General features: G+C 69.8%; 12 protein-coding genes and 1 pseudogene. 6 read left to right on the top strand and 7 right to left on the bottom strand.

The window, feature by feature from the left end:
* Positions 1–202: 202 nt before the first annotated feature.
* The gene (locus C1H66_RS21455; protein ID WP_102629904.1) at positions 203–841 is read right to left on the bottom strand and encodes a class I SAM-dependent methyltransferase; all 639 of its coding nucleotides are present in this window, start codon (positions 839–841) and stop codon (positions 203–205) included.
* A gap of 40 nt (positions 842–881) precedes the next feature.
* Between C1H66_RS21455 and C1H66_RS21450 the strand changes: the two genes are divergently transcribed.
* The 3 genes from C1H66_RS21450 (at position 882) to C1H66_RS21440 (ending at position 2,677) form a co-directional block, all read left to right on the top strand.
* Positions 882–1,274: a VOC family protein gene (locus C1H66_RS21450; protein ID WP_102629903.1), complete on the top strand. Its 393-nt coding sequence runs from the start codon at positions 882–884 to the stop codon at positions 1,272–1,274.
* Positions 1,275–1,361: 87 nt separating this feature from the next.
* Complete coding sequence (locus C1H66_RS21445) at positions 1,362–1,745, top strand: DUF4870 family protein (RefSeq protein ID WP_102629902.1); 384 nt, start codon at positions 1,362–1,364, stop codon at positions 1,743–1,745.
* Positions 1,746–1,747: 2 nt separating this feature from the next.
* Positions 1,748–2,677 (top strand): lysophospholipid acyltransferase family protein, encoded by a 930-nt coding sequence (locus C1H66_RS21440; RefSeq protein ID WP_102629901.1) that lies wholly within the window; start codon positions 1,748–1,750, stop codon positions 2,675–2,677.
* 51 nt (positions 2,678–2,728) lie between these two features.
* Here C1H66_RS21440 and C1H66_RS21435 read toward each other — a convergent pair whose 3' ends face one another.
* The 5 genes from C1H66_RS21435 to C1H66_RS21415 all read right to left on the bottom strand — a co-directional run bounded on the left by C1H66_RS21435 (position 2,729) and on the right by C1H66_RS21415 (position 8,491).
* Positions 2,729–4,780, bottom strand: a complete 2,052-nt coding sequence (locus C1H66_RS21435) for an NADH:flavin oxidoreductase (protein ID WP_102629900.1) — start codon at positions 4,778–4,780, stop codon at positions 2,729–2,731.
* Positions 4,781–5,061: 281 nt separating this feature from the next.
* A complete protein-coding gene (locus C1H66_RS21430) occupies positions 5,062–5,733 on the bottom strand; it encodes a TetR/AcrR family transcriptional regulator (RefSeq protein WP_102629899.1) in 672 nt (223 codons plus the stop codon).
* Between the two features lie 190 nt (positions 5,734–5,923).
* On the bottom strand, positions 5,924–7,330 hold the full coding sequence (locus C1H66_RS21425) for a mannose-1-phosphate guanylyltransferase/mannose-6-phosphate isomerase (RefSeq protein ID WP_205738722.1): 1,407 nt from the start codon (positions 7,328–7,330) through the stop codon (positions 5,924–5,926).
* 31 nt (positions 7,331–7,361) lie between these two features.
* A complete protein-coding gene (locus C1H66_RS21420) occupies positions 7,362–7,934 on the bottom strand; it encodes a cytochrome b (RefSeq protein ID WP_170064213.1) in 573 nt (190 codons plus the stop codon).
* Entirely contained in the window at positions 7,931–8,491 is a 561-nt protein-coding gene (locus C1H66_RS21415) for a YceI family protein (protein WP_170064212.1), read from the bottom strand. The genes C1H66_RS21420 and C1H66_RS21415 overlap by 4 nt, the downstream gene beginning before the upstream one ends.
* Before the next feature lie 222 nt (positions 8,492–8,713).
* Here C1H66_RS21415 and C1H66_RS21410 point away from each other — a divergent pair, with 222 nt between their 5' ends.
* Positions 8,714–9,532, top strand: a complete 819-nt coding sequence (locus tag C1H66_RS21410; RefSeq protein ID WP_240618424.1) for an FkbM family methyltransferase — start codon at positions 8,714–8,716, stop codon at positions 9,530–9,532.
* Positions 9,529–10,356 carry a creatininase family protein gene (locus tag C1H66_RS21405; protein ID WP_102629896.1) on the top strand — a complete coding sequence of 276 codons (828 nt, stop codon included), beginning with the start codon at positions 9,529–9,531 and terminating at the stop codon, positions 10,354–10,356. Before C1H66_RS21410 ends, C1H66_RS21405 begins: the two co-directional genes overlap by 4 nt.
* 6 nt (positions 10,357–10,362) lie before the next feature.
* Here the strand turns inward: C1H66_RS21405 and C1H66_RS21400 are convergent, their stop codons facing one another.
* Positions 10,363–11,502, bottom strand: coding sequence for a GTP cyclohydrolase II (locus tag C1H66_RS21400; protein ID WP_102629895.1), 1,140 nt, complete (start codon positions 11,500–11,502; stop codon positions 10,363–10,365).
* A 100-nt stretch (positions 11,503–11,602) separates the two neighbouring features.
* Here C1H66_RS21400 and C1H66_RS23100 point away from each other — a divergent pair.
* A pseudogene (locus tag C1H66_RS23100) lies at positions 11,603–11,897 on the top strand (RibD family protein); the annotation flags it as partial.

Genomic DNA, 11,897 nt, shown 5'->3' with positions numbered 1-11,897 from the left:
CAGCAGATGAAAAGAAGAAGCGTGGCAGAAAATGCCGGACGGCGCCTTGTCGGAGGTCAGGGTTCGGCGGCTCCCGAGGATGCCGACGCAGCGTGGGAGCGCGCGAAGCATACGCCTGCCTGGCGCCAAGTCAATCGCTTTGTGGACGACGCCCGCCGGCCCCGGAAATTTGCTCGGTGAACGACCGGAAATTCGGGATGATCTACCGCTTCTGCAGCAGTGCCACGTCGGCGGCGGGAAACTCGACGCTCATGCCCAGGTGGCCGGCCAGCCACGCGAAGCTCGCCTCGCTGAAGAACGCCACGTGAGTGGGGTCGAGGATGTAGTGCCAGCCGGCGAACGCCTCCCGCGAGGCGACCCGCTTGGTCATCAGCCCCAGCCAGCCCCCCGCGGGCAGCATGGCGGCCAACCGCGCGAGTTCGCGCCCCGGCTCGAAGAGGTGCTCGACCACCTCGGTGGCGGTGATGAAGTCGTACGCCCTCCCCAGCACCTCACGATCCGGCGCATAGAAGGGGTCGTAGATCGCCATGGGGTGGCCGGCCTCCTCGAACATCACCGACAGGGTGGGCCCGGAGCCGGCACCGAAATCGAGCCCGCGGGCCCCGGCAGGCAGGCGCTCGCGCAACGGCTCGAACAGCCGCGACAGGAAGCGGCGATAGCCGAGGTCGTCGGGGGAGTTCTCGTGCTGATCGTAGACCGCCCGCTCCGCCGCCGGATCGAGCCGGCCTGCCGGCGGCACGAAGACCAGCTCGCACCGTGCACACCGGCGGTAGTCGCGCCGGGCATCGCGGTGGTAGTGGTGCGTATCGCGAGATGCGCATAGCGGGCAGGTCTGCATCATCGTATCCTCTGTGCCAGTACACTCTTCCAAGGAGATGTGAATGCTGTCAGGTCTGGACCACCTGGTCATCACCGTGACCGACATTTCCCGCGCCGTGGATTTCTACTCCCGGGTGCTGGGGCTCGACGTGCGCTACCGCGACCGCGAACGCGTCGACCTGATGCTCGGCGACCTGGCGCTGCGCCTGCACTGGACCGACACCGACGTGAGCCCCAAGGCGGCGACCCCCACCCCCGGCAGCCTCGACCTCTGCCTGCGCAGCCTGCTGCCGCTGGACGAGGTCAAGCGGCACCTGGAGGCGCTCGACGTCGAGGTGGAACTAGGCCCGGTGGCGCGTCAGGGCGCCACCGGCGAGATCGAATCGCTCTACCTGCGCGACCCCGACGGCAACCTGCTCGAGATCAGCCGCCCACGGCGGCCGGGCGCCGACTGATCCCGCTTCCCGTTGGGCGCTGCCGGTGGCAATGTCGCCGGCGGCCGGTATCATTGGCACCAGTCACTCGAACCCCAGGGACGACCCATGAGCGATAATGTGCAGTATGACGATGATCGAGTCGTCGCCGAACAGGGCGGCCCACCCGACACCACCATGCCCATCGTGGTCTACGCCCTGCACCTGGCCGGCATCGTGACCGGCGGTGTGACCGCGCTGGTCGGGGTGGTCATCGCCTATGTCTACCGCGGCAGGGGCCCGGCCTGGCTCGACGAGCACTACCGCTACCAGATCCGCACCTTCTGGCTGGCCGTGCTGTACTTCGCCGTGTCCGCCGTGCTGACCCTGGTGCTGATCGGCTTCGTCACCTGGCTCGCCGCCGTGGTCTGGCTGGTCATCCGCTGCGTCAAGGGCATCAAGGGGCTACAGGAGCAGCGCGCCCCCGACAACGTGGACACCTGGCTGGTCTGACCATGGCCGCACCGGAGTCCCCTTCCCGCAACGCCCGGTCCCGCGCCATCGCCACCCTGTGGCGCGCGCTGGCCGGCCGCCGTCTGTCGACGCTGTGGCGCCTCTCACGCCTGGCCGGCCCGCTGGTGCACCGGTTCAGCCGGCGCGAGCGCGAGGTCACCGAGGTCAACCTCGCCCAGGTCTATCCCGACCGCAGCGAGGCCGCCCGGCGCGCGCTCGCCCGTGACAGCCTCGTGCACTCCACCGCCACCATGTTCGAGCTGGGCTTCGCCTGGATGGCCGCCCCCGCACGGGTCGAGGCCTCGCTCCTCGAGGTCCACGGCCGCGAGCTGCTCGACGGCGCCCGCGCCGAGGGGCGCGGGGTGATCGTGCTGGCGCCGCATTTCGGCAACTGGGAGGTGCTCAACTTCTGGCTCTCGAGCCACTTCCCCTTCACCGCCATGTACGAACCGCCCAAGATCGACGCCCTGGACCCGCTGATCCGCCAGGGCCGCGAACGCATGGGGGCGCGCCTGGTGCCGACCAACCCCCGTGGGGTGGCGGCGCTGCTCAAGGCGCTCAAGCGCTGCGAGGCGATCGGCATCCTCCCCGACCAGGAGCCCTCCTGGGGCAGCGGCGTCTTCGCCCCCTTCTTCGACCGCCCGGCCTATACCGCCACCCTGCTGCCCAAGCTGGTCGCCCGCACCGAGGCGCGGGTGGTCACCGGGGTGGCCAGGCGCCTGCCCGGCCGCGGCTTCGCGCTGCACTTCCTCGCCGCCGACGAGCGCGTCTACTCGACCGACGAGACCGTCTCCGCCACCGGCGTCAACGCCTGCGTGGAGGCCGCCATCGCCCTCGACCCGGCCCAGTACCAGTGGGAGTACAAGCGCTACCGCAAGGTGATCCAGCAGCAGCAGGGGCACCCGGAGCATCAGTCGTTCCGGCTCTATTGACCCCCTGGTCGGCGAGCAACCGAGAGCCGGCCCGGTGTCTCGTCGCGCCTATCACAGGTCCTTGACCAGCCGCAGGGCATCGTAGATCGCCGCATGGGTGTTGCGGGACGCGACGGCATCGCCGATCCGGAACAGCTGGAAACCATCGCCGGAATTGCGAATGACGGCCTGGGGCCGGCCGACGATCAAATCGTCATAGTTCACCTCGCCGCCGTTGCTGGAATGCGGCTTGAGCTCGAAGTAGATGTCGGCCATCGGCGTGATGCCGTAGTTGACCACTACCTGGTCGATGCGCCGCTCATGATCCAGGTCGTGCCGATCGTGAGGGACATAGTCGCTGGTGATCCTGGCGAGCAGCCCGCCGCCTTCCCGCTGCACGGACTTCAGCCGGTAGGTGGGGGTGAAGGTGACGTTGGGGCGCTGCAGGGCGCGCATGTAGGGCACCAGGTTCATGGCCATGATCTCCGCCGAGAAGGTGCGGTCCGGCGTCATGATCTCGAGCTCGGCCCCGGTGGCGGCGATGATCTCCGCCGCCTGCAGGGCGGCATGATCGCCGGCGTCATCGAACAAGAGTACCCGGCTGCCCGGCGCGACGTGGCCGGACAGGATATCCCAGGTATTGACCACCAGCTCGTGCCCGACCTCGGGCTGGTCTTCCAAGGGGTAGCCGCCGGTCGCCACGATCACCACGTCCGGCTGCTCGGCAAGCACGTCCTCGACCTCGGCCCAGACGTTGTAGCGGAGCTCGACGCCGAGGGCCTCGCAGCGGGCCAGGCGCCAGTCGATGATGCCCATCATCTCGCGGCGGCGCTCGCTCTGCGCCGTGAGACGCACCTGCCCGCCGGCATCGCTGGCGGCTTCCAGCACCACCACGGAATGGCCCCGTTCGCCGGCGACCCGGGCGGCCTCCAGCCCCGCGGGGCCAGCGCCGACGATCACCACCCGACGCTTCTGCGCGGCCCTGGGGATGGTGTGGGGCATGGTGGTTTCCCGCCCGGTGGCGGCGTTGTGGATGCAGTAGGCCGCACCGCCCTGGTAGATGCGGTCGAGGCAGTAGTTGGCGCCGACGCAGGGGCGGATCTCTTCCTCGCGCCCCTCCATGATCTTGCGCACGATGTGCGGGTCGGCCATGTGGGCGCGGGTCATGCCGATCATGTCGACCTTGCCCGAGGCGATGGCATGGCGGGCGGTGGCGACGTCCTGGATCTTGGCGCCATGGAAGGTGGGGAAGTCGACCTGGCGACGAATTTCTCCGGCGAAGTCCAGGTGCGGGGCGCTGGGCATGCCCTGGATGGGGATCACGTCGGTGAGCCCGGCGTCGGTGTCGATGTGGCCGCGGACCACGTTGAGGAAGTCGACCAGGCCGCTCTCCTTCAGGCGCCGTGAGATTTCCATTCCATCGTTGGCGGTCAGCCCGCCCGGCAGCATCTCGTCGCCGGTATAGCGCACCCCGACGATGAACGCCTCGCCGACCCGCTGACGAATGGCACGCAGCACGTCGAAGGTAAAGCGCAGCCGGTTGTCGAGATCGCCCCCGTAAGGCCCCTCGAGGGTATTGGTCAGCGGCGACCAGAACTGGTCCATCAGGTGGCCATAGGCCTGCAGCTCGATGCCGTCGAGGCCGGCGGCGTGCATGCGCTCGGCAGCGTCGGCGTAGTCACGGATCAGGCGCTCGATGTCCCACTCCTCGACCTGCTTGGGAAAGGCGCGGTGTGAAGCCTCACGGCGATGAGAAGCCGATACCGCCGGTAGCCAGTCGCCCTTGTCCCAGCGGGTACGCCGACCCAGGTGAGTCAGCTGGATCATCACCGCGGTGCCGTGCTCATGGCAGGCGTCGGTGAGCTCACGCATCCACGGCACCACCTCGTCCCTGTAGGCCAGGATGTTGTTGAACACCGGCGGGCTGTCCTTGGCTACCGCCGCCGACCCGGCGGTCATGGTCAGGCCAAGGCCGGCCCTGGCCCGCTCGACGTGGTAGGCACGGTAGAGCGCCTTGGGCATGCCATCCTCGGGGTAGGCGGGCTCGTGGGACGTCATCATGAGCCTGTTTTTCAGGGTCAGATGCTTGAGCTGGAAGGGCTGCAGCAGCGGGTCGTTAGCCATGGTCGGGCCTCTCTCTTGTTATGCGCTTGACAGCGTTCACGGCAAATGTACACCATCGTTCACTATATGTACATTGATGTACATTTCCGACGAGAACGATATGTCGGCAGCCTGCTGCTGGAAAGGCTAGGTACCGACCATGGCGACATGGTGGAGCGGCTGATTGCCTATGACGGCACCACGGCCGAGGGGCTGCGAACGATGATTGACGGGGGCATTGACCAGGTCATTCACCGGGGTCTTGCTGCGGCGCATAAAGCGGCAAGTGGATCACGGCAGGATCACCCCTCCTTGTCGATTTCCTCATCCTCCCGGCTGACACCTTCCGGCGCATAACCATGCCGGGCATGGAAGCGTTGCAGCTCTCGCGATTGCGGCGTCTGCCCGGTGAAGATCTCGACATAGGCGGGGATGCGCCGCATGCGAACCTCGAGCGCTTCCTGGGTCTTCATCGTGATATAGCCGATCTGGGTGAGGTAGATGGTGCGGCCTCGCACGTTGGCCGCCAGCGCTGCGTAGCCGTGTCGCACGAACAGCTGCGTCAGCGCCTCGATGCGCGCCTCGTCGGCGGCATCGATCTCCCGGGCCACGTCGTCCGACTGCAGCGCCCAGCTGCGCATCGCGAACTCCAGCTGCGAGTCGAACAGCCCGGGATCGAGCCAGCAGTCGAAGACGTTGAGAATCGCTTCGATGATGTTCTCGGCATAGGCCTCGGTCTGCCGCACCAGGCCCTGGGTATTCTTCTCGCGCCAGCGCTCGATCAAGGCGTCCAGCAGTGCCTCGCGGTCCTTGAAGAACCAGTAGAAGCTGGTCCGCGAGAGGTTGAGCCGCTTGGCCAGCGGCAGGATCCGTACGCTATCCACGCCGGACTCGAGCAGCAATTCGAAGGCCGCATCGAGCCAGGCATCGCGGGAGCCTTTCCATTTGGTGTGGTGGTCATCGGCGGGTCGCATCGAGACGCTCTCTGTGGGGCGGGACTGCAGGGGAAGTACGGGAGAAAGCCCAAGCGTACATTGGTGTCTATTTTATGTACACAACGCCACACTGCCATCCTTCCATGATCGATCGTGATCGTCCCGGGGCGACCGTTTCGCGGGCGGGCACCTCTGACGGCCCCCGTCGCTCCGGCGTTACCGAGTCGCATCACTCCCGCCCGTAGCGGTCGTCGAGGCGCACGATGTCGTCCTCGCCCAGGTAGCTGCCGGACTGCACCTCGATCAGCTCCAGCGACACCGAGCCGGGATTCTCCAGGCAGTGCACCCGGCCGACGGGGATGAAGGTCGATTCGTTCTCGCCTATCAGGTAGGTCTCGTCGTCCAGGGTCACCCGGGCGGTGCCGCTGACCACCACCCAGTGCTCGGCGCGGTGGTGGTGCAGCTGCCGCGACAGCCGCGCACCGGGCCGCACGGTGATGTGCTTGACCTGATGGCGCGGCCCGACGTCGAGGCTCTGGTAGTGGCCCCAGGGGCGAAACACCGTGGTCGTGCGGCGGGTCTCGTCGCGCCCCTGCTCCTCGAGCCTGGCGACCAGGCCGCGGAGCGCCTGCGCCCGGGTGCGGTCGGCCACCAGCACGGCGTCGTCGGTCTCGACGATCACCAGGTCCTCCACCCCCAGGGCCGCCACCAGCCGCGACTCGGCATGTACCATCAAGCCGTGGCTGGCGGCGCAGACCACGTCGCCGCGCAGGGCGTTGTCGTCGGCGTCGCGGGGCAGCGCCTCCCACAGCGCCTGCCAGGAGCCGATGTCGCTCCAGCCCGCGGCCAGCGGCACCATGGCCGCCGCCTCGGTGCGCTCCATCACCGCCACGTCGATGGAACCGGCGGGGCTCGCCAGGAAGGCGTCCGGCGCCGGGCGCAGGAAATCAAGGTCGGTCGCCGCGCCCGCCATGGCCCGGCGACAGGCGTCGAGCATGGCCGGCTCGAAGGCCCCGAGCGCCGCCAGATAGCCGCCCGCCGGCAGCACGAAGATGCCGCTGTTCCAGTAGTGGTCGCCGGCGACGAGGAAGGCCTCGGCGGTGGCGGCATCGGGCTTCTCGACGAAGCGGACGACACTGAAGCCCGCCTCGCCCAGGGGCTCGCCGGCGCGAATATAGCCGTAGCCGGTCTCGGCGCGGATCGGCACCACCCCGAAGGTGACCAGCCGGCCCTGCCCGGCCAGTCGCGCGGCGGCCCCCAGGGCGGAGCGGAAGGCCGCCTCGTCGGGCAGATGGTGATCTGAAGGCAGCACCAGCAGCGGCCCGTCGCGCCCCTCGGCCTCGGCGAGCAGCGCCGCCAGGGCGATGGCCGGCGCGGTGCCGCGCCCCTCGGGCTCGAGCAACAGGGTCGCCCCCACCGCCCCGGCCCGGCGCAGCTGCTCGGCGGCCAGGAAGCGATGCGCCTCGTGGCAGATGACGATGGGCGGCGTCGCCTCGAGTCCCTCGAGGCGCGCCAGGGTCTGCCCCAGCAGGCTCCGCTCATCGAGCAGCGACAGGAACTGCTTGGGCCGCTGCCGGCGCGAGAGCGGCCAGAGCCGCACGCCATCGCCGCCGGCCAGGATCACGGGGGTGAACACGGGCGAACCTCCTCTATGACGGGCGACGCCCTCAACGGCCGATCAGCATGCGCCGCAGCGTCGCGTCCCGGTCGATGACATGGTGCTTGAGCGCGCCGCCCAGGTGCAGGGCGATGCCGAGCATCAGCAGCCAACCGAGCCACTGGTGCAGGGTGTAGAAGACGGTCTCCAGCCGCTCGCTGGGCGACAGCAAGTGCGGCAGCTCGACGAGGCCGAAGATTCGGGTCGGGATCTCCAGGGTCGAGGCCGAGGCCATCAGGTAGCCGGTGATCGGCATGACCAGCAGCACGACATAGAAGAGGCCATGTACCAAGCGCGCCAGGCGGTGTTCCCAGGCCCTGGCCGGCAGCGACGGCGGTGGCGGGTCCCGCAGGCGCCAGCCCAGGCGCAGCAGCATCAGCAGCCAGACCACCACCCCCACCGACTTGTGCAGCTGGAACAGCTCGAACTGACGGAAGACGTCCTCCACCCCACCCATGTAGAGCCCCAGCCCCAGCAGGAAGAGCACCAGGCCGGCGACCAGCCAGTGCAGCAGCCGCGGCACCAGGCCCCAGCCGGCGGCGTGGTTGCGCCAGGCGATACGGCCGCGCCGGGCGAGGCTCACGGGGCCACCAGTTCGAAGGCGAAGTCGACGTGCACTTCGTGCTTCACCGTGCCCTCGGAGCGCCAGGCGCCGCGGCCGACATCGAAGTCGGTGCGGTCCAGGGACAGGCGCCCCTCGGCCCGTACTCGCTCGCCGTCGCGCTCCCAGCCAACGGGCACCTCGAGCGGGTAGGTCTCGCCGAGCACCTCGAGCTCGCCGTCGACACGCAGTTCGCCCGGGGCCGGCGCATGGATGGCGGTGCTGCGAAAGACGATCTCGGGGTGGGATGCGACGTCGAACCAGTTCCGGCCATGCAGCATCTCATCGACCATGGCGCTGCCGCTGGTGATGCTCGCCGAGTCCAGGGTCAGCACCAGGCTGCCGTCGGTGGGGTCGTCCGGGTCGCCCTCGAGCTCGACGTCGAATGCCTCGACCCGGGTGACCGCCTCGCGACCGTCGGCGGTGCCGATCAGTTCGATGCGACTCGCCTCGCGTTCCAGCTCCCAGGCCATCGCCGGCAGCACCAGACCGAGCCCCGCCAGCAGGCATCCCGCCATCGTGACATGCCCTCGCTTCATGCTCCCTCCCGGCCTCGCGGCCGCGCCGTCATCGAATGCGCGCCGGCGTGCACGTCCTCTCCCCGGCCCCGCACAGGCTGGCATGTAAAGCGTAGTCCAGCGATATGGCATGGTGGTCGCCTACCAGGACGATCGGCGTGCAGGCGGGTGGATCCGCAGCGACACTGTGCCTGTGAGACGCCTTGTCTGTGAGACCCCTTGGGGAGTGCCGGGAGAGGCTCCATGTCCATGCCGAAACGACGACTGCCCCTGCCGGCCATCGCCTGGCCGGCAGGCCTGCGCCAGGGCCTCGGCCTGGCCCGGTCGCTGCTGATCTACTGGCGCCCGGGGCGTCAGCGTGGCCTGCGCCGGCTCTATGTCGGCTTCGTCGGCCCCGGCGACCTGGTGTTCGACGTGGGTGCCCACCTGGGCGATCGCACCGCGGCCTTCCAGGCGCTCGGCGCACGGGTCGTCGCCCTGGAGCCCCAGCCGGCCCTCGCCCCCTGGCTCGAGCGGCTGGTGGGCCGCCGCCGTGGCGTCACCCTGCTGCCCTGGGCGGTGGGTGCCGAGGCCGGCGAGGCGGAGCTGGCGGTGAGCGAGGCGACGCCGACGGTCTCGACCCTGGCCCGGGAGTGGCGTCACGCCATCGGCGATCGCAACCCCGGCTTTCGCGGCGTACGCTGGGAGCGGCGCCAGCGGGTGCAAGTGACCACCCTGGATGCGCTGATCGCCGAGCATGGGCTGCCGCGCTTCTGCAAGATCGACGTCGAGGGCTTCGAGGCCGAGGTGCTGGCCGGGCTCGGCCAGCCAGTCGCGGCCGTATCGGTGGAGTTCGTGGCCGGCGCCCTGGAGGTCGCCGAGGCCTGTGTGGCGAGATTGGTCGAGCTGGGCGATTATCGATTCAACGCCATCGCCGGTGAGGGACGTCGCTTCCTGTGGCCGGAGTGGCGCTCGCCGGCGGCCACGCGGCAGTGGCTGGCCCGGGGCGCCGACGGCCTGGCCTCCGGCGACCTCTACGCACGACGCAGCGATGACCGACACGGCATCAAGGAGACCTCATGAGCGACGCCCCCTCTCTCGAGCCGACAGGATGGGCCCACTGGCTGGACCTCACCAGTCGCGAGATGGAATTCCTGCAGGGCAATGCCGTGGCGGTGATGGTGATGGCCGCCATCGAGCAGCACGGCGCCCACCTGCCGCTCTCCACCGACCTGGACATCGGCCAGGGGCTGCTCGAGGAGGCGTTGACCCACCTTCCCGCGCGCTTCCCGCTGGTGATCCTGCCGCCCATGGCGGTGGGCGCCAGCGACGAGCACCTGAGCTTTCCCGGGACCCTGAGCCTCTCCCCCGAGCTGGCCATCGCCACCCTCGAGGCACACGGCGACGCCGTGGCCCGGGCCGGCCTGCATCGCCTGGTGCTGATCAACAGCCATGGTGGCAACCAGGCGGTGATGGACCTCGCCGGACGCCGGCTGCGCCGCCACCACGGCATGATGGTGGTCAAGGTCGACTACACCCGCATGCCGCCACCCGGCACCCTTCCCGCCGGTGGCCTGCCCGCCGAGGAACTCCGCCACGGCCTGCATGGCGGCGCCCTGGAAACCGCCATGATGCGTCATCTGGCCCCGCACAAGGTGCGTCTCGACCAGCTGGACCACCCTCGTTCCCGCGGGGAAGCGATGGCCGAGCAGGGCCTGCTGCTGGCCCCCGAGGGCGAGGCCGCCTTCGCCTGGCTGGCCGAGGACCTGCACCCCGAGGGAGTAGTGGGCAATGCCCGGCTGGGTACCGCCGAACTGGGCGGTCGACTGGTGGCCCATTACGGCAAGCGCATCGCCCGCATCCTGCGCGAGACCCAGGCCATGGACACCGGCCGCATCCGAGGCTGAGCGACCTCAGGAGCGACGCGGGCCGTCCTCGTGGCCGTTGAGCACGCCGTCCAGCAGGTGGCCGGCGCGCTCCGCCTTGGCACTGAGGTAACGCCGGTTGTGGTCGTTGAGGCTGCCGTAGAGCGCCTGGCGTGCCACCACCTCGATCCCCCCCTCGGTCAGCGCCGCGACCTTGCGGGGGTTGTTGGTCAGCAACTGCACGCGGCGGATGCCCAGCGAGGCCAGCATGTCCACCGCCACGCCGTAGTGCCGCTCGTCGTCGCCGAAACCGAGGATCCGGTCGGCGTCCAGGGTGTCCAGGCCGCTGTCCTGCAGGGTATAGGCGCGCAGCTTGTTGGCCAGGCCGATGCCGCGCCCCTCCTGGGCCAGGTAGAGCAGCACGCCACCGCCCAGGGCCTCGATCTCGGTGACGGCGTTGCGCAGCTGCTCGCCGCAGTCGCAGCGCAGGCTGCCGAACAGGTCGCCGGTCAGGCAGGCCGAGTGCAGCCGCAGGGGCACGACCTCGCCGATCTCGGGCTCGCCGATCACCACCGCCACGTGCTCGCGCAGCCCGTCCGGTTCGCGGAACAGCACGAAGCGACAGTCGAAGGCATCGGCGAGGGGAACATGCGCCTCGCTGACCCGCTTGAGCATGCCGAGCCCGCCCTCCAGGCAGCGCTCGGCCGGCGCGGCCTCGACCGCCAGCAGGGTGCCCTCGGCCACCAGGGCCTCCACCGCACGGCGCCGCGGGTCGGCGACCCGGGCCACCAGTGCCGCGGGGATCAACAGCGCCCGGCGCATCAGTGCCAGCGCCCCTCGATCGGCCGACTCCGCCGGCTCGAGTGCCCGCCGCCAGCGGGCCAGGTCGTCGCTGCCCAGCCGCTCCTCGGGCCGGGCCCCGAAGGCCAGCTCGGCCAGACGCTGCCGGTCGGTCCATTCAGGCAAAGGCAGGCGCGATGGCGTGGCCGCCTCGGTCTCGCCCAGTTGCGCCAGGCGATGCCGGCTCAGCACCAGCGCCGGCGTCGAGCCGGCCTCCTCGGCCAGGCGAGCCACGGCCGCCTCGGCCGCGCCCTCGATGGCCTGCACCAACACGCGCGCCTCGCCGGCGAGCAGCAGGACCGGCAAGCCGCGTCGTAGATCGAAGATGGCCCGTTCAACCTGATGCATTGCGCTCTCCTTCCGGGGTCGAGACCTTTCGCCGCCAGGCACTTTGCGTCGGCTCGAGGAACTGCGCATGATGATCTCCTGCTCCCGACACGGAGGCCGCATGCACTCCCCCGATGCGTTGCTGACCCTCGATGACGCCTGGCAGGCGCTCGCCCTGCCTGCCACCGCCTCGCCGGACCGCCTGCGCCTGACCCACGACGGCTGGGAGGCTACGGGCCCGGTAGCGGACGACGCCAGGGAGCTGCTCGACTGCCTGGCCCCCCTGGTGAGCCACCCCGGTCGGCTGGCCCTCGCCCAGCTCGGCCAGAGCCTCGATGGGCGCATCGCCACCGAGAGTGGCCACTCCCACTACATCAACGGTCCGGCGAGCCGGGTCCACCTGCATCGGCTGCGGG

Origin of the sequence: Halomonas heilongjiangensis, assembly GCF_002879645.1 — a bacterium.
Lineage (GTDB): Bacteria > Pseudomonadota > Gammaproteobacteria > Pseudomonadales > Halomonadaceae > Halomonas > Halomonas heilongjiangensis.
This window is presented reverse-complemented; position numbering and strand designations above follow the sequence as displayed.

Bases quoted from the DNA above. Each gene is read 5' to 3' on its own strand.
- C1H66_RS21455 (WP_102629904.1), bottom strand. From the start codon at position 841: ATGATGCAGACCTGCCCGCTATGCGCATCTCGCGATACGCACCACTAC.
- C1H66_RS21450 (WP_102629903.1), top strand. From the start codon at position 882: ATGCTGTCAGGTCTGGACCACCTGGTCATCACCGTGACCGACATTTCC.
- C1H66_RS21445 (WP_102629902.1), top strand. From the start codon at position 1,362: ATGAGCGATAATGTGCAGTATGACGATGATCGAGTCGTCGCCGAACAG.
- C1H66_RS21440 (WP_102629901.1), top strand. From the start codon at position 1,748: ATGGCCGCACCGGAGTCCCCTTCCCGCAACGCCCGGTCCCGCGCCATC.
- C1H66_RS21435 (WP_102629900.1), bottom strand. From the start codon at position 4,780: ATGGCTAACGACCCGCTGCTGCAGCCCTTCCAGCTCAAGCATCTGACC.
- C1H66_RS21430 (WP_102629899.1), bottom strand. From the start codon at position 5,733: ATGCGACCCGCCGATGACCACCACACCAAATGGAAAGGCTCCCGCGAT.
- C1H66_RS21415 (WP_170064212.1), bottom strand. From the start codon at position 8,491: ATGAAGCGAGGGCATGTCACGATGGCGGGATGCCTGCTGGCGGGGCTC.
- C1H66_RS21410 (WP_240618424.1), top strand. From the start codon at position 8,714: ATGTCCATGCCGAAACGACGACTGCCCCTGCCGGCCATCGCCTGGCCG.
- C1H66_RS21405 (WP_102629896.1), top strand. From the start codon at position 9,529: ATGAGCGACGCCCCCTCTCTCGAGCCGACAGGATGGGCCCACTGGCTG.
- C1H66_RS21400 (WP_102629895.1), bottom strand. From the start codon at position 11,502: ATGCATCAGGTTGAACGGGCCATCTTCGATCTACGACGCGGCTTGCCG.